Annotated in this window: 14 protein-coding genes and 1 pseudogene; 6 read left to right on the top strand and 9 right to left on the bottom strand. The window is 65.2% G+C overall.

Annotation, left to right across the window (positions count from 1 at the left end; genetic code table 11):
* On the top strand, nucleotides 1–283 hold a 283-nt coding region (locus tag BMY53_RS17545), incomplete at its 5' end, for an IS66 family transposase (protein WP_143074120.1).
* 145 nt (nucleotides 284–428) lie between these two features.
* Nucleotides 429–1,886, top strand: coding sequence for a hypothetical protein (locus tag BMY53_RS17550; RefSeq protein WP_143074121.1), 1,458 nt, complete (start codon nucleotides 429–431; stop codon nucleotides 1,884–1,886).
* A 268-nt stretch (nucleotides 1,887–2,154) separates the two neighbouring features.
* Here the strand turns inward: BMY53_RS17550 and glmS are convergent, their stop codons facing one another.
* A complete protein-coding gene (gene glmS, locus BMY53_RS17555; RefSeq protein WP_092947802.1) occupies nucleotides 2,155–4,029 on the bottom strand; it encodes a glutamine--fructose-6-phosphate transaminase (isomerizing) in 1,875 nt (624 codons plus the stop codon).
* 135 nt (nucleotides 4,030–4,164) lie between these two features.
* Here glmS and BMY53_RS17560 point away from each other — a divergent pair, with 135 nt between their 5' ends.
* Entirely contained in the window at nucleotides 4,165–4,650 is a 486-nt protein-coding gene (locus tag BMY53_RS17560; RefSeq protein ID WP_092947803.1) for an Lrp/AsnC family transcriptional regulator, read from the top strand.
* 6 nt (nucleotides 4,651–4,656) lie between these two features.
* Here the strand turns inward: BMY53_RS17560 and BMY53_RS17565 are convergent, their stop codons facing one another.
* From BMY53_RS17565 to BMY53_RS17600, 8 genes and pseudogenes are all read right to left on the bottom strand, one after another.
* Nucleotides 4,657–5,838, bottom strand: coding sequence for a class I SAM-dependent rRNA methyltransferase (locus BMY53_RS17565; protein ID WP_092947804.1), 1,182 nt, complete (start codon nucleotides 5,836–5,838; stop codon nucleotides 4,657–4,659).
* Between the two features lie 176 nt (nucleotides 5,839–6,014).
* Nucleotides 6,015–6,668: pseudogene (locus BMY53_RS17570) on the bottom strand (HipA N-terminal domain-containing protein); the annotation flags it as partial.
* Nucleotides 6,669–6,692: 24 nt separating this feature from the next.
* Nucleotides 6,693–6,974, bottom strand: a complete 282-nt coding sequence (locus BMY53_RS17575) for a helix-turn-helix domain-containing protein (RefSeq protein WP_092947806.1) — start codon at nucleotides 6,972–6,974, stop codon at nucleotides 6,693–6,695.
* 152 nt (nucleotides 6,975–7,126) lie between these two features.
* Entirely contained in the window at nucleotides 7,127–8,926 is a 1,800-nt protein-coding gene (locus tag BMY53_RS17580; protein ID WP_143074122.1) for a hypothetical protein, read from the bottom strand.
* A gap of 11 nt (nucleotides 8,927–8,937) precedes the next feature.
* A complete protein-coding gene (locus BMY53_RS17585) occupies nucleotides 8,938–9,867 on the bottom strand; it encodes a tyrosine recombinase XerC (RefSeq protein WP_092947808.1) in 930 nt (309 codons plus the stop codon).
* A complete protein-coding gene (locus tag BMY53_RS17590) occupies nucleotides 9,845–10,543 on the bottom strand; it encodes a DUF484 family protein (protein ID WP_092947809.1) in 699 nt (232 codons plus the stop codon). The genes BMY53_RS17585 and BMY53_RS17590 overlap by 23 nt, the downstream gene beginning before the upstream one ends.
* Entirely contained in the window at nucleotides 10,540–11,406 is an 867-nt protein-coding gene (gene dapF / locus BMY53_RS17595; protein WP_092947963.1) for a diaminopimelate epimerase, read from the bottom strand. The genes BMY53_RS17590 and dapF overlap by 4 nt, the downstream gene beginning before the upstream one ends.
* 45 nt (nucleotides 11,407–11,451) lie before the next feature.
* Complete coding sequence (locus BMY53_RS17600) at nucleotides 11,452–12,342, bottom strand: LpxL/LpxP family acyltransferase (protein WP_092947810.1); 891 nt, start codon at nucleotides 12,340–12,342, stop codon at nucleotides 11,452–11,454.
* A gap of 164 nt (nucleotides 12,343–12,506) precedes the next feature.
* Here BMY53_RS17600 and metK point away from each other — a divergent pair, with 164 nt between their 5' ends.
* The 3 genes from metK to BMY53_RS17615 all read left to right on the top strand — a co-directional run bounded on the left by metK (nucleotide 12,507) and on the right by BMY53_RS17615 (nucleotide 16,061).
* The gene (metK, locus tag BMY53_RS17605) at nucleotides 12,507–13,685 is read left to right on the top strand and encodes a methionine adenosyltransferase (RefSeq protein WP_092947811.1); all 1,179 of its coding nucleotides are present in this window, start codon (nucleotides 12,507–12,509) and stop codon (nucleotides 13,683–13,685) included.
* 152 nt (nucleotides 13,686–13,837) lie between these two features.
* The gene (locus BMY53_RS17610; RefSeq protein WP_092947812.1) at nucleotides 13,838–14,872 is read left to right on the top strand and encodes a GGDEF domain-containing response regulator; all 1,035 of its coding nucleotides are present in this window, start codon (nucleotides 13,838–13,840) and stop codon (nucleotides 14,870–14,872) included.
* A gap of 88 nt (nucleotides 14,873–14,960) precedes the next feature.
* Nucleotides 14,961–16,061, top strand: coding sequence for a DNA glycosylase AlkZ-like family protein (locus BMY53_RS17615; protein ID WP_092947964.1), 1,101 nt, complete (start codon nucleotides 14,961–14,963; stop codon nucleotides 16,059–16,061).
* The last annotated feature ends 9 nt before the right edge of the window (nucleotides 16,062–16,070 follow it).

Genomic DNA, 16,070 nt, shown 5'->3' on the forward strand with positions numbered 1-16,070 from the left:
CAAGCTCAAGCGCTACGTTGAGGACGGCCGCTACAGCATCGACAACAACGTCCAGGAGAACGCGATCCGGCCGTTCTGCGTCGGCCGACGCAACTGGCTGTTCGCCGACACCGTGGCCGGGGCCAATGCCAGCGCAAACCTGTACTCGCTGCTGCAAACCTGCCAGGTCAACGGCATCGACGGCTACCGCTACCTGCGCGCACTGTTCGTTGCGCTGCCCAAGGCCCAGACGGCGGACGACTACGCCGCATTGCTGCCCTGGCGCATCGACCTCGCGGCCTGAATCGCTTCTACCCCGACAACTCGTTGGCGCCAAGGGCGCAGTTCATTGACCGCTTACCGTTCATTGGCTGTCCGAACGGAACTATGAGTTCGAAAGCACCAGCTATGGCCTGTATGACGCAAACCCAACCACGCTGCAGGTCGACGTGTTTGCTTTATCAGAGGAGGAAGTCTCAACCCAAATCCCTGCCGAGAGCGACGGCTATGGTGGCACGGCCTCGCCACGGGCGTACCTCTGGCACACCTTACAGCGTCATTGGGAAGCGATGAGGCTCATCTGCAGTGCCCTGACGCTTGAACTTGGAGAGGTAGAAGGAACGCCAAAGCTGGCGACCACCATCGCATCCACCCTGCTTTCAGCCAAGTACTTCCAAGAGGGCCTAGACGATGGAGACAAGGCCTTCACCGACCTCGATGACATCCTTCTACGCTATATCGACCTTTGCTGTTTCGACAGGCCGACGCGGGGGCGAATCGAGGGCTTCGTCGACCAGGTGCAGCGGGGGCGCGCGCTAGACACGCCAATCGCGGGCTGGATTTACAGCGGCTCCCGGCACGCATCACACCCGGAAGCACTTGGCCGGCAGATTGCGGCAATTCTTCTGGCGCTCGACCCAGTCGGGACTGTCCATTTTCCTCAAACGGTAGAGCGGCTCAAAAGGATTCAAGACCTCGACATGCTTCGTGCGGCGGGCCGACTACTCGACTCACTGGTTCGAGCCTACGAGTCCACGCAACTTCGCGCGACGTTCGAACAGGCCGCGGAACTTCGAGTCGCATGGACCCCCTCTCGCGAGCTGAAACTTCGCCCCCATCATTTGAAATCCGGTTTGCAGACTTTGCGTGAATTGGTCGGCACCCGGATTGGCGAGATGTTGGCCGGTCTGGAGGTCTCGAGCGCCGAGTTGGGAGGCTTCGCTCTTCGCCTGTCTCAGGCGATGTTTGCCACTTTCGGAGGCCGCGCGTCCCACCGTGCCATTCCTGTTCGAGCGGGAGTTGTTGGCGAAGAAGTCGAGCAGGCCGGGGTTCGGCTGCAGCTAGAGAAGGAGCAGTTCTCCATGCCGCCGCGACACAGGATGTCTGAAGGATACTTAAAGGACCGTGCGACTAACATCGTTGTCTTGGCTGAGCAGATTGGCTTCCGTGCGCTTCTGGTGAAGCACGCGGTTGAACCCGTGACCGGCCGTGACGATTTGGAACTGCTCAAGGCTTTGATTCAATCCTGCGAAGACGTCTCCAGCGCCGGTGGAGCACCGGTGATACTTGCGCCGCTTGGCCCCAAGGGGAGCGCCGTGTTCTCCTATCACTGGGGCTGGGGTGGGCGCCCAAACCTGCCTGAGGACATCAAGCTAGCCGCGAAGGTGCATGAAGAGGGCTCGCTCGGCATGCACGAGGTCAATGGTTACCCAGTACTTCAGATTCAAACCCCAGACGCGGAGTTCTTTGTCATCCATGGTGCTTGGATTGGGTCGCTTGTCTTCGAAGGCGACGAAGTGACTGGGGTGTTCACCCCGGAAGTATTGCCAGGTGCCCCCCAGGAACTCCACCTCAAACTCTCTTGGCGAGCGGAGTTCCAGGAGTCACCTGCACCGCGTCTCCCCTGAAGCGTCAGCGCCAACCGCCCCCCTTCCAGCAAGCGGTTCTTGTTCACATGCGACGCCGGAAGACTGCCTCTCGGGCTTACAGAATCGTTGCACTTTTTAGTCTGCATTCGACGGGGTTCCTAACGCCGTTCGAATATTCGTGGGGATGTCAATTTGAAGGGTCGCCCCACAGGAGGGAATCAACTCCTGCGGGGTCTGGAATCACCTTCTCTGGGGTCCGGAATCAACTTCTGTTTCCGAACCTCACGACAAGTGCCCGCCCTCCCCCTCACTCCACAGTCACGCTTTTCGCAAGGTTCCGTGGCTTATCCACATCCGTCCCCCTCGCACACGCCGTGTGATACGCCAGCAACTGCAGCGTCACCACATGCAGGATCGGGCTCAGCGCCCCATAGTGCTCCGGCATCCGGATCACATGCAACCCAGCTTCGCTCTCAATCCGCGTATCCCCGTCCGCAAACACAAACAGTTCCCCGCCGCGCGCCCGCACTTCCTGCATGTTGCTCTTCAGCTTCTCCAGCAGCGTGTCATTCGGCGCCACCGTCACCACCGGCATCTGCGCTGTCACCAGCGCCAGCGGGCCGTGCTTCAGTTCACCGGCCGGGTAGGCCTCCGCGTGGATGTAGCTGATCTCCTTGAGCTTCAGCGCCCCTTCCAGCGCAATCGGGTAATGCAACCCACGCCCCAGGAACAACGCGTTTTCCTTGCGCGCGAATTCCTCGCTCCACGCAATGACCTGCGGCTCCAGAGCCAACACCGCCTGCACCGCCACCGGCAGATGCCGCAATGCCTTCAGATGTTCCGCTTCCTGCGCTTCCGTCAGATGCCCACGCGTCTGCGCCAGTGCCAGCGTCAGCAGGAACAGGCCCACCAATTGCGTCGTGAACGCCTTGGTCGAGGCCACACCAATCTCCGCGCCAGCCCGTGTAATGAAGGCCATCGCGCATTCACGCACCATCGCGCTCGTCGCCACATTGCAGACGGTCAGCGTGTGCAGCATGCCCAATGAACGCGCATGCTTCAGCGCGGCCAGCGTGTCCGCTGTCTCACCGCTCTGGCTGATGGTCACCACCAGCGTGCGTGGGTTGGGCACGCTGTCGCGATAGCGGTATTCGCTGGCAATCTCCACACTGGTGGGGATCTTGGCAATGCTCTCCAGCCAATACTTGGCCGTGGACCCCGCGTAGTAGCTGGTGCCACAGGCCAGGATCAGCACGTTGTCGATGTCCTTGAACACGCGGTAGGCGCCATCACCAAACAGCTCCGGCGTGATGTCGACCACTGCGTCCAGCGTATTGGCAATGGCCACCGGCTGCTCGAAGATTTCCTTCTGCATGTAATGGCGATACGGGCCCAGCTCGGCGGCACCACTGTGTGCATGCACCGTGCGCACCGCACGCTCCACATTCTGGAAGCGGCCAGTGGCTTCGCCACGCTCGGTGATCCAGTAGCGGCCCAATTGCAGGTCCACCACGTCGCCTTCTTCCAGATAGACGATCTGGTCGGTCACGCCCGCCAGCGCCATGGCGTCCGAGGCCAGGAAGAACGCGCCCGCATGTTCATCACGGCCCACGCCCAGCACCAGCGGCGAACCTTCACGCGCGCCGATGACGCGGTGCGGCTCGTCGCGATGGAACACGGCAATGGCGTAGGCGCCCTTGAGGCGGCCCACGGCCTGCTGCACGGCTTCCAGCAAGTCGCCCTGGTAGAGCAGGTCCACCAGGTGCGCAATGACTTCGGTGTCGGTCTGGCTCAGGAAGACATAACCACGGCCCTTCAGCTCGGCACGCAGTTCGTCATGGTTCTCGATGATGCCGTTGTGCACCAGCGCCACGCGCCCCGGGCCCTGCGGCGCTTCCACGCCAGGGCCGTAGGAGAAGTGCGGATGCGCGTTGTGCACCGCCGGCACACCGTGGGTGGCCCAGCGGGTGTGGGCGATGCCAGTGCCGGCCGCCACACCATCCTGCGCAGCCAGGGTCTGCAGTTCCGCCACGCGGGAAGTGCTGCGCGCGCGGCGCAGTTGACCGTCCTGGTGCACCGCCACGCCGCAGGAGTCATAGCCGCGGTACTCCAGCCGCTTCAGACCTTCGATCAGGATCGGAACAATGTCCTTCTGGCTGACGGCGCCGACGATGCCACACATGGGAAACCTCTCAAATTGCGAATGGTGAGATGCTAGGCAGGAGGCTCAGCAAGAGGCTTTCAAAATGGAGTCACGAACGAAAGAATCAACCGAGCAGCAATAGATGTGACGTTTTCTTTCATAATCCCATCAACCATGGAAGATTCCATCCAACTCGACGCTATCGACCTCCGCCTGCTGGATTTGCTTCAGGCGGACGCCTCTCTCTCCAACCAGGCCTTGGCGGAACGCGCGCACGTCTCTCCCGCCACCTGTCTGCGCCGTGTGCGCCGCCTGGTGGAGTCCGGTGTGATCGAAAAACAGGTGGCCCTGCTGTCTCCCGACAAGCTGGGCAGCGGCCTGAGCGCGCTGGTGGAAATCACCCTGGACCGGCAGGGTGCGGAGCATCTGGACGCCTTTGAAACGCTGGCGGTAGCGGCCACGGAAGTGCAGCAGTGCTGGCGGGTGGCGCCCGGCCCGGATTTCATCCTGGTGCTGCAGGTGCCGGACATGCCGGCCTATCACGCGTTGGTGCAGCGGCTGTTCACGCAGCAGGCCAACGTGCGCAACGTCAAGGCCTTCTTCTCGGTGAAACGCGCGAAGTTTGACCCGCGCGTTCCCCTGCCCCAACCCAGCGCCTGAGCAGCCTCAGCGCTTGAGGATCAACAGCCCCTTCAGGTATTCACCCTCCGGGAAATAGATGGTCTGCGGATGGTCCGGCGACGCGCCGACGCGGTCCAGGATGAACCCGTCCACATAGGCATCCAGCCCCGCCCCCGCCACGATCTTGTGGAACAACTCGGGGCCGACACCACCGGAGCAGGAGAAGGTGAACAGCAGGCCACCGGGTTTGAGCAGCTTCAGGCCCAGGCGGTTGATGTCCTTGTAGGCCCGTGCGGCGCGCTCGGCATGTGCGGCGGTGGGGGCGAACTTGGGGGGGTCCAGAATGATGGCGTCAAAGCTGCGGCCTTGCTTGAGCATGTCCCGCAGAGTCTGGTTGACGTCGGCATCCATCGCTGTGTGGTGGGCCGGGTCGAAGCCATTGAGCTCCACGTGCGCCGTGGCACGCGCCAGGGCCGGGCCGGAGGAGTCCACGCTGACCACCTCGGTGGCGCCGCCGGCCAAGGCCGCCACGGAGAAACCGCCCGTGTAGCTGTAGCAGTTCAGCACGCTCTGGCAGCCGTAGTGGCGCACCAGGTCGGCAAACTTCTTGCGGTTGTCTCGCTGGTCCAGGTAGTAGCCGGTCTTGTGACCCTCAGCCACGTCCAGGCTCAGCTTCCACTCGTGTTCGGAGATGACAACGGCGGTGTCGCCCTCGCCACGAAGCCAGCCGGTCACGGGCTCCAGGCCTTCCAGCGTGCGCACGCCGGAGTCGGAACGTTCATAGAGACGGGTCAGGCCCGTGGCGGCCAGCAGCAGGTCGGCGATGACGTCCTTCCACTTTTCGGTGCCGGCGGAGAGGAACTGCGCGCACAGGGTGCTGCCGTAACGGTCCACGATCAGGCCCGGCAGGCCGTCGGCCTCACCATGGATCAGGCGCACGGCGTCCGAAGCGATGGGCATGCGGGCCCGCAGCGCGATGGCGGCTTCAATCTTGCGCTGGAAGAAGGCTTCATCAACGCGCTCCTGCTCGTCGAAGCTCCACGCCCGCACGCGGATCATGGAGGTGGGGCTGAAGGAAGCCCAGCACAGGAATTTGCCTTCGGCCGATTCCACACGCACGGTTTCACCGGGGTCGGCCTTGCCCTTGTCGATAGAGCCATGGAAGACCCAGGGATGGCGGCGCAGCAGCGAGCGGTCCTTGCCCTCGCGGAGACGAATCACTTTCATGGGGGCGATTGTCCCCGATGCGGCGTGGGTTGGATGCGGCCCTGCCTTATGCGATGCCCGCCAGCCCCTCTCGCCAGTGCTTCAACTGGGTTCGAAGGCCTTCAAATACAGCGTTTGCGGTACGCTCATCGAAGTCCTTGGGCAGCTTCGCCTCAACGGTGGTGATGGCGGGTTCGCCCAAGCGCCGCCAGAATCTGCGCGCAAAGCCATTCGTTCTGAACCGAATGCGTCAGGTCCAGGCGCCGGCCGCCCACCAGGCCCAGGGGCAGCTTGAGGATATGGGTCGTCGGTGTGGCTCCCAGCGGTCGCCGCCACTGTCCGTCGAGGCGCAGCAATGCCGTTTTCTCTTGAGCCCCTGCAATAGAGATCCGGAAATCGTCCGCGTCCTGGTCATCGCCAAATCCTGGTGTGGCGACAACGCCTCGGAGATGCTGCTCTATGGCCGCGTCGCTCATCGGCTCACTGGCGATCTTGTCGAAACCTACTGGCTGAACATCCGGCGGCAGAAGCTGTACGGCGCCAACGCAGTCCCGCCCTATGGCCTGGAGCAACTCGAATGCATCGGTGGAGTTCGTCTTGAAGCGCGCGGCGACACGCCGGCGAATCTGGTCATCGTCCGGCAGCAGGTTGTCGAAGTAGTTGGCAACATATTCACCTGAGACCGTACGGTCCTGCGTGATCGCCATGGAGAGAGACAACGGGCGCACACGCGGGGAGTCCAACCACGCTCGCTCATAGGTGAAGCTGTGGCTTCCGGTTCTACCGCGATGCCATACGCCAACATGCTCACCGTTCATCCAGACCCAGAGCTCGCGCAGCTTGTCAGCCATCAATGGCTCCTGCAGAAGGGGGCTTCACCACTGCCCCTTCGGCGTGTTGGTGTCCTGGCTGGCCGCTGCCACGTCTGGTTCGACGCTGGCGTGCAGGTCTCTCACGACCATTTGAGCATTGAGCGCGGTGAGCACCTGCAGGAGCTGCTCCACGCTGATGACGCCTGGGTTGGCCTCGATATCGGCCACACGTGACTGACCCACACCCAGCCGCTGGGCAAGGGCCGCTTGCGTCAGCCCATTGGCCTTGCGCATCGACCGCAGATGCTGCTTGAGTTGCGTGACGAGCGTGACCGGGTAGTCCATGGCGGTACGTTATCGCCTATGGGAGATAAATGCAATATATCGCTTTAAGACGATATATGCACAATATCGGTTGTGGGCAATATTTATCAAAAATCGCCCGAAGCCGATATTTAGTCCCAGTCACGCCTCCTCCATGAGGCGTCATCCAGGCTTCAACGCGCCGCAGGCCCCAGCGTCCCGAACGCCCACCCAATATTCAGGCTGACCACCGGTGTGCTCTGCTTGGCGCCGCCCAGCGCCTTCCACTGACCCACCCCCACCTTGACGCGCAGGCGGTCCTTGGGTTGGCTACCTTCCCACTGGGCCCACAGCTCCCCTTGGGTGACCGCGCCGCCGCCAACAGCGACACCGCCACCACCGGCCGCGCCCACCAGCGCCTCAGCCCCCACACGGAAGCCACCGGGCAAGCGCGCCGTCTTGGCCCCCAGGCCGAACATGCCGTAGGAGTACGCCCCCGCCTTGCCGAACGCCGCACTGCCCGCCTGGGCTGCGCCGTACCAAGGGCCGCTGAAGTCCCGTGCCATCCCGATGCCCAGGCCGGTGACCGATTCGCGGCTGCCGTCCTTGAACTGGAATTCCTTGAACTTGGGCATGCTCAGGTACCAGTCCTGCTCACGCACCGTGCCGGATTCCAGCGGCGGTGTGTTGAGCACCCGCGAGCCCTTCTCCAGCGGCAGCGCCAGCGAGGCGCGCACCTGCATCGAGTCGTAGTTGCCCCACGGGGCCTTGAGGTAGCTGGCGTCCAGGCGCAGCGTCGGGCCCCAGGGGGTGATCCAGCGCAGCGTCGGCCCCGCGCGGAACAACCAGCCGTTGCCCGTATCAAGATTGCCGCCGCCGCCCAGGCCGGTGGAAATCTGCCCGCCCACGCGCAGGCGTTCGGAGAACACGCCCCAGTCCTGGCCCGCGTTGGCAAAGATCTCCATATAACCGTCCGACCCGCCCGAGGCCGCGCCCGAGGCTTCCAGCCCCCACCACGAGCCGCCATTGCCAAAGTACTGGCGCAGATCCGCCCCGGCCTTGCCCTTGCGGCCCGTCACCGACCGCCCGTCGCGCGTAATGCTGCCGCTGCGCGGCTTCTCCACACCCGCGCTGAGCGCGATTTCGTCGAAGCCCATGCCGGTGCGGTCCCCCGCGCGGCCGAAGGAGCCGGCATCCGCAGGTGAGAAGCTGAGGAACCGGTCCATGCGGCCGACCATCAGCGTCCAGGTGGTGTCCTTGATGTTGCCGCTGGGGAAACGCACCTGCGCCAGGCCCACGCCCGCATACCAGTTGCCAAACTCGCCCCGCAGCGACACCTCCGGCCGCAGCATGAACCCGCCGCCGGCACGTACCTGCTCAGAGCTGACACCACCGCCAGCGCCCGCATACAAGCCCGCCGCCGCATGCCAGTCCTGCGACAGGCGGAACCGGCGCTGGGCCGTGAACCCGGCCGTGAACAGGCCCCCATAGTTGCCTTTGGCTGCACCGTAGAAGGCCGGGCCCAGGCCCCAGTCCTCGTTGACTGCCACCATGTAGCTCAAGCCCAGAAGCGCCGTCTTCTCGCCCGTGGGCATCTTGAGCGGCGTCCAGTTCATCTCGAAGGCGGCCGGGCGGCTGTCCGTGGCGGTCACCGGGGTTTCCGCCGTGGCGCCACTGCGCGCCGGCAGCTTCACCACCGAAGCCGGCGCCTCACTGACCTGCGCCTGGGCACTCGCCGCCAGCAGCGCCGAGCACAGCAACAACGGCCGTGCAGGCACCCGCACCTGGCCACCCAGCCCCAGCGTGAAGAACTGGAGCGCCGCGCCGCAGGCGCGCAGTGCCGCAGGCTTGGGAGACATCAGCGAAAGCGCAGACAGCGAAGACAGCGGAGGCATCGGGATCAACGGGGCCGGCGGATTCAGCGGGGACAGCGGAGACGGCGGGGTCAGCCGGGATAGCGAAGACGTCAGGGACAGCGAGGGCATCGTGGGCATCAGGGATGGGCTTATTTCTTCTTGGCACGCGGATGTGCGGCGTCGTAGACCTTGGCCAGGTGCTGGAAGTCCAGGCGGGTGTAGACCTGCGTGGTGCTGATGTTGGCGTGGCCCAGCAGTTCCTGGACCCCGCGCAAGTCCCCGCTGGATTGCAGCAGGTGCGAAGCAAATGAGTGGCGCAGCATGTGCGGGTGCACATGCGTGGGCATGCCGGCATTGAGCGCGCGCTTTTTCAGGCGCTCGCGGATCTGGTTGGCGCTGAGGCGGCGGCCGCGCTTGTGCACCAGCAGGGCGGGCTCCGCCGCATCGGCCCATTGGGGCCGCACGGCCAGCCATTCCTCGATGGCCTTGAGCGCGGGCCCGCCCAGCGGCACGCCTCGACGCTTGGCGCCCTTGCCCAGCACCTGCGCCTCCTGCACCTCAGGCTCGATCCAGCCGCGCGAATCGGGGAAGAAGCGCACGTCCAGGCCCACCAGCTCCGACACCCGGACACCGCCGCCGTACAGCAGCTCCACGATGCAGCGGTCCAATGCCTCGCCCACCGGGTCGGCATTGGGCTCCTGGTAGTCGGCCAGGCGCACCGCGTCGTCCACATGCAGCGCCTTGGGCAGCGGCCGCCCCACCTTGGGCGGTCGCAGGTCCACGATGGGGTTGGCGGTGACCAGGCCGTTCTGGCCCAGCCAGCGGTACCAGCCCCGCCAGGCGGAGAGGATCAACGCCAAGGTGCGCGGCGAGAGATTGGCCTGGTGCAGCTGCGCCAGAAAGCGCCGCGCCTGATGGGCGCTGAGCCGCAGCAGCGGCACATCACCCGCCGTGGCCAGCGCGTTGAGGCGCTCCAGCGCCTCGGTGTAGAGCGTCAGCGTGCGCTCCGCCAGGCGGCGCTGCACACGCAGGTGGTCCAGGTAGCGCTGCTGCTCGTCAGTCAGCTTGGGCGGCTGCATGCGGATCCGCGTTCAGCAGGCGCGACAGCGCAGCGCTGGCGATCTCGCCCACGCGCGTGAGGAACTCCGTGCCCATCTCCGCCGTGTAGCGGGTCGGGTCCGGAGAGCCGAGCACCAGCAGGCCAAATGGCTGTGCCGGTGCACCAACGGTCAGCGGCACCAGCGCCAGCGAGGCCACGTCCTCTTCCAGCCAGCGCGCCGCCTCGAAGCCGGAGTTGATGCCGCAATACGGCTGGTTCAGGCTGCTGGTGAAGGTCTTCACATCACCGCTGACCTCGGAGGCGAACGGCGTCAGCGCATGGCCCGTGTTCACATTCCACAGGCGCAGGTTGGCCTGGGGGATGAGAAATTGATGGCGCAGCTCACGCAGCAGCACGTCCGGCAGCTGGGTTTCGTCGCGGGTGAGCATCAGGGCCAGCGTCCAGCGGTGCAGGCGGTCGGCAATGGCCACGTTCTCCTGGCCGTTGCGGATCATCTCGACGATCTTGTGCTCCAGGCCCCGGATCTTGTCCCGCAGCAACTCCGCCTGCCGCTCCTGCAGCGAAACCGCACGCTGGCCATGCGGATGGGAGATGCGCACATTGGCCAGCAGCTCGGCGTGACGCTCGAAGAAGCCGGGGTCGTTCGCCAGGTAGTCGGCGATGTCTTGTTCGGTAATGCCTTCGATGCCGCTCACAGTTCGATTTCTCCTTCAAAGACAGTCTGCGCCGGGCCTGTCATGTAGACCGACGCCTTCAGGCCCTGGCTGATGCCGGCCCATTCGATGCGAAGGTCGCCCCCATGGGTGTGGACCTCGACGGCCTCGTCCAGCCAGCCCAGCCGGATGCCGGCCACCACGGCCGCACAGGCGCCCGTGCCACAGGCCAGCGTTTCGCCGCTGCCGCGTTCAAACACACGCAGCTTCACTTCCGTGCGGCTGATGATCTGCAGGAAACCGGCATTCACGCGGCGGGGGAAACGTTCATGCCCCTCCACCTGGGGGCCGATGAGGGCCACCGGCGCATGCGCCACGTCGTCCACACGCTGCACGGCGTGGGGGTTGCCCATGGAGAGCACCGCCACCTCCGCCGAGATGCCGTCACCCAGCGCCAGCGGCCACAGCGCGAAGCCGTTTTCCAGGCGCGGGGTCAGGCCTTCCGGCTGGAACGGCACCTGGGGCAGGTCGAAGATGGGCTCGCCCATGTCCACGGTGACCCGGCCGTCCTCGCGCAGGCGCAGCTCCAGAATCTTGTTGACGGTCTGCACACGGACCGTGCGCTTGTCAGTCAGGCCCTTGTCCACCACGTAGCGCACGAAGCAGCGTGAGCCGTTGCCGCAATGCTCCACCTCGGAGCCGTCCGCATTGAAGATGCGGTAGCCGAAGTCCACGCCGGGGGTCTGCGATGCTTCAATGACCAGTACCTGGTCACACCCCACGCCAAACCGCCGGTCCGCCACATGGCGGAGCTGGTCGGCCGTCAGACGCATGGGGTGCTGCGTGGCGTCCAGCACGACGAAGTCGTTGCCGGCACCATGCATCTTGGTGAAGCGCAGTTTCATGAGGGGATTATCACCGTGGTGCAGGGCTGCGGGCAGCGCCGCCATTCAGCGTTGGTAAAGCGACGGCTCTCCCGGCGGCCGGGTCTTGAAGCGCTTGTGCACCCAGAAATATTGCGCCGGGTTCTCCAGGATGCGGGCCTCCAGCCATTCGTTGAAGCGGCGCGCGTCACCTTCCAGGTCGCCACTGGGGAAGTTCTCCAGGGCGTCATAGGCCGTGATGCGGATGCCCTCGCCCTTGGGCAGCATGGTCACCACCACCGGCTGCACCACCATCTTCATGGTCTGGGCGATCTTGGCCGGCGCCAGCAAGGTGTTGGCCGGTACGCCGAAGAAGGGAACAAAGGCCGAATCCTTGGGGCCGAAGTCCATGTCCGGCAGGTTCAGGAAGCCAAAGCCGTCCCGGATGTAGCGCAGGATGCTGCGCACGCCTTCATGCCGGTCCGCCAGCTTGACCGTGCCAAATCGCGAGCGCGCCCGGCGCAAGGCTGCGTCAAACAAGGCATTGCTCTGCCGCTGGTAAATGCTGCAGCCCGGCTTGGCCTGGTTGAGCATGATGGCCGGGCCCACCCAGTCCAGGCCCACGAAGTGCGGCATCAGCCACATCACTGAGCGGTCCACCTGCTCGGAGAGCTTCATATTGCCCTCCAGCTTCATCAACCGCTGCAGCCGCTGTGCGGACGCAAACCAGAGCAGCCCGCGCTCCAGCAGGCTGCGGCCCAGCCAGCCGAAGTGCTCTTTCACCAAGGCCTCGCGTTCGGCCAACGGCATCTGCGGAAAGCACAGCTCCACGTTGCGCAGGGCCACCCGGCGGCGGGAACCCGCCAGCTTGTGCAGCAGCCTGCCCAGCCCCCAGCCCATCGCGGCCAGCCAGCGCAGCGGCAGCCAATGAAGCAGCCACAGGAGCCCGATCAATGCATAAGTCGCCAGTTTTCCCATCCGTGCCAATTCCATATGGCGGCAAGGTGCCGCCTTTTTTCTATAATGCGCCCGTCGCCGAGTTAATTTGGACAACTTGCGGGGCGACTCATAAATCCCGCTAAAGCGTTCGCCGCCTGACTCCCAGCTCGGCAACGCCCGTAGACTGAACACAGGAGTTTAAATTGGCGAGCGATTTCCTCTTCACCTCGGAATCCGTGTCCGAAGGCCATCCGGACAAGGTGGCCGACCAGATCTCCGACGCGATCCTGGACGCCATCCTGGCGCAGGACCCGCGCTCGCGCGTAGCGGCCGAGACCTTGTGCAACACCGGCCTGGTGGTGCTGGCCGGTGAAATCACCACCAACGCGCATGTGGACTACATCCAGGTCGCCCGCGACACCATCAAGCGCATCGGCTACGACAACACCGAGTACGGCATCGATTACAAGGGCTGCGCGGTGCTGGTGGCCTACGACAAGCAGAGCAACGACATCGCCCAGGGCGTGGACCAGGCCTCGGACGACCACCTGAACACCGGTGCCGGCGACCAGGGCCTGATGTTCGGCTACGCCTGTGACGAAACGCCGGAGCTGATGCCCGCACCGATCTACTACGCGCACCGCCTGGTGGAACGCCAGGCCCAGCTGCGCAAGGACGGCCGGCTGCCCTTCCTGCGCCCGGACGCCAAGAGCCAGGTGACCATGCGTTATGTCAACGGCAAGCCGCACAGCGTGGACACCGTGGTGCTCTCCACCCAGCACGCGCCGGAAATGTCGCTGGGCGACAAGATGAAGCCCGAGTTCTACGAGGCCGTCATCGAGGAAATCATCAAGCCGGTGCTGCCCAAGGAATGGCTGCAGGACACCAAGTACCTGGTCAACCCGACCGGCCGCTTCGTCATCGGCGGCCCGCAAGGCGATTGCGGCCTGACCGGCCGCAAGATCATCGTGGACACCTACGGCGGCGCCTGCCCGCACGGTGGTGGCGCGTTCTCCGGCAAGGATCCCACCAAGGTGGACCGCTCCGCCGCGTACGCCGCCCGTTATGTGGCCAAGAACATCGTGGCGGCCGGCCTGGCACGTCAGTGCCAGATCCAGGTGGCCTACGCCATCGGCGTGGCCCGCCCGATGAACGTGACCGTCTACACGGAAGGCACCGGCGTGATCCCGGACGAGCAGATCGCCGCCCTGGTGAACGAGCACTTCGACCTGCGCCCCAAGGGCATCATCCAGATGCTGGACCTGCTGCGCCCGATCTACGCCAAGACGGCCGCGTACGGCCACTTCGGCCGTGAAGAACCGGAATTCACCTGGGAGCGCACCGACCGCGCCAAGGCCCTGCGCGCCGCTGCAGGCCTCTGACCGCGCCTCGGAGCGGGCTGCGCAACATGTCACGGTCTGCGCAAAAACCCGGTGCAAAGCGGGCGTAGTGCGCGCGCAAGTGCCGGCAATACCCCTCACTCAGGGCCGCCTTCAGCGGCCCTTTTTCATTGGGGCGTGGGCAAAATCATGGCATGCACGCCGCACCGACTCCGCTGACCATTCTCATCGTCGACGACCAGAACGCGACCCGTATCGCGTTGACGGCCGAACTCGACCGTGTGGGCCATCGCGTGCTGGAAGCGGACAGTGCGGAATGGGGCCTGGAGCTCTTCCGCCGCTATCGCCCTGACGTGGTGTTGATGGACGTGGAAATGCCAGGCCATGACGGCTACTGGACCGCCCGCGAAATGCGTGCGGCGGAGCCCGGTGGCTGGACCCCCATCATCTTCCTCTCGCAGTTCAAGCAGGACCTGGACGTCTGGAAGGGCATCGAATCCGGCGGCGATGACTATCTGGTCAAGCCCGTCTCCCCGATGATCCTGCACGCCAAGCTGCGCGCCATGCAGCGCCTGGCGCAGATGCGCCAGCGGCTGGTGACGATGTCCGAGGAACTGCGGGCCGCCAATGCGCAGCTGGAGGAACTCTCCAGCGTGGACGCCCTCACCGGCCTGATGAACCGGCGCGCGCTGGACGCCCGCCTGCAGCAGCAACTGGACCTGGCCCGCCGGGAAGGCAAGCCGTTGACGCTGATGCTGTGCGATGTGGACCACTTCAAGCGCTACAACGACGCCGCCGGCCACGTGGCGGGTGACGCCTGCCTGCGCCGTGTCGGCCAGTTGCTGAAGGAGACCTGCCGCCGCCCCAGCGACTGCGCCGGCCGTTACGGCGGCGAGGAATTCGCCCTGGTGCTGCCCAACACACCGCGCTCCGGCGCGATGACCTATGCGCGAGCGCTGATGCGCACCATCGAGCTGACCGCCATCCCTCATCCGGACTCGCCCACCAGCCCCAACATCACACTCTCCGGCGGCATCACCACCTGCCTGCCCGACGAAAGCACCAGCGCGGAAGGCTTGATCATCCGCGCCGACGAGGCGCTCTACAACGCCAAGTCCACCGGCCGCAACCGCTTCTTCAGCTTCGAGATGCAGATGAACACGCAGGAGCAGAAGTCGACCTTTGGTGCCATCGATGCCGGCGTGGTGCGCAAGGATCCGCCGGCCTGACCGCGCCCGCCGCGCCTCGATCACCCTCCTGCCAGAATCAGGCGCGGCCCGGGATTAACGTCCAAGGCTTCGCTTGGACCTGACCCCGATGCCAGTGATCGACCACGACGCCCTGCGCCGCCACGCCATCGCCCGCACGCTGTTTCCGCCCACCACCTTGCTGCGGGCCATCCGGCGGCTGGGTTTTGTCCAGGCCGACCCTATCCGCGCGCCCGCGCGGGCACAGGACCTGATCCTGATGCACCGGGTCAAGGACTACCGGGCCGGAGATCTGGAAGCCCGCTACGCGAAGCTGCCGGTGGAGGAGGACTGCCTGGTCAATTACGGCTTCCTGCCGCGTGAACACCTGGCACTGATGCATCCACGCACGGCCAAGAAGGCCTGGGACGAGGACACCCATGCCCGCGCCGCCGAATTGCTGGCCTTTGTGCAGCAGAAGGGCCGGACCCATCCCGCCGACGCGCTGGAGGCCTTCAGCCACCACGGGCGGGTGACCGGCTATTGGGGTGGCGAGCTGAACGCCAGCACCCAGCTGCTGGACGGCATGCATTACCGCGGGCTGCTGCGGGTGGCCCGCCGCGATGCGGGCACGCGTGTCTACGAGGCGATCCAACATGCCCTTCAGGAAGACAGCCCGCAGACCCGCCGCGCCCGCGCCGAGGCGTTGCTGGACCTGATCGTCTCGCTGTATGCGCCGCTGCCGGCGGCCAGCCTGGGTTATCTCACCCGGCTGCTCGGCTACGGCGCACCGCATCTGCAGGCGGAGGCGCGCGCGGTCTGCCAGGACGCGGCGCAGCGCTACGGCCATGCCAAGGTGGACGGAGAACGCTGGTTCTGGCCGGCCGACGAGCAACCCGCCGCACGCCGCCACCGGGTGGAGATGGAGCGGCTGCGCTTCCTGGCCCCTTTTGACCCGCTGGTGTGGGACAGGCGCCGGTTCGAGCGGCTCTGGGGCTGGGCCTATCGCTTCGCGGCCTACACCCCGGCGGCCAAACGCACCATGGGCCACTACGCGCTGCCCATGCTCTGGGGCGATCAGATGATCGGCTGGGCCAACCTGAAGGTGGTGAAGGCCCGGCTGGTGCCCGACCTGGGCTTCATCGAGAAGCGCCCCAAGGCACCGGTGTTCCGTACGGCGCTGGATGAAGCGCTGTACAGAACGTCGGCGTTCCTGGGGCTGGAGGACTGAGCGCTCAGG

Source organism: Roseateles sp. YR242 (assembly GCF_900109745.1).
GTDB lineage: Bacteria > Pseudomonadota > Gammaproteobacteria > Burkholderiales > Burkholderiaceae_C > Roseateles.

Coding starts and splice junctions, on each gene's coding strand:
- BMY53_RS17580 (WP_143074122.1), bottom strand. CDS start 8,926: ATGCCCACGATGCCCTCGCTGTCCCTGACGTCTTCGCTATCCCGGCTG.
- BMY53_RS17610 (WP_092947812.1), top strand. CDS start 13,838: ATGCACGCCGCACCGACTCCGCTGACCATTCTCATCGTCGACGACCAG.
- dapF (WP_092947963.1), bottom strand. CDS start 11,406: ATGAAACTGCGCTTCACCAAGATGCATGGTGCCGGCAACGACTTCGTC.
- BMY53_RS17575 (WP_092947806.1), bottom strand. CDS start 6,974: ATGGACTACCCGGTCACGCTCGTCACGCAACTCAAGCAGCATCTGCGG.
- BMY53_RS17615 (WP_092947964.1), top strand. CDS start 14,961: ATGCCAGTGATCGACCACGACGCCCTGCGCCGCCACGCCATCGCCCGC.
- BMY53_RS17600 (WP_092947810.1), bottom strand. CDS start 12,342: ATGGGAAAACTGGCGACTTATGCATTGATCGGGCTCCTGTGGCTGCTT.
- glmS (WP_092947802.1), bottom strand. CDS start 4,029: ATGTGTGGCATCGTCGGCGCCGTCAGCCAGAAGGACATTGTTCCGATC.
- BMY53_RS17560 (WP_092947803.1), top strand. CDS start 4,165: ATGGAAGATTCCATCCAACTCGACGCTATCGACCTCCGCCTGCTGGAT.
- BMY53_RS17565 (WP_092947804.1), bottom strand. CDS start 5,838: ATGAAAGTGATTCGTCTCCGCGAGGGCAAGGACCGCTCGCTGCTGCGC.
- BMY53_RS17585 (WP_092947808.1), bottom strand. CDS start 9,867: ATGCAGCCGCCCAAGCTGACTGACGAGCAGCAGCGCTACCTGGACCAC.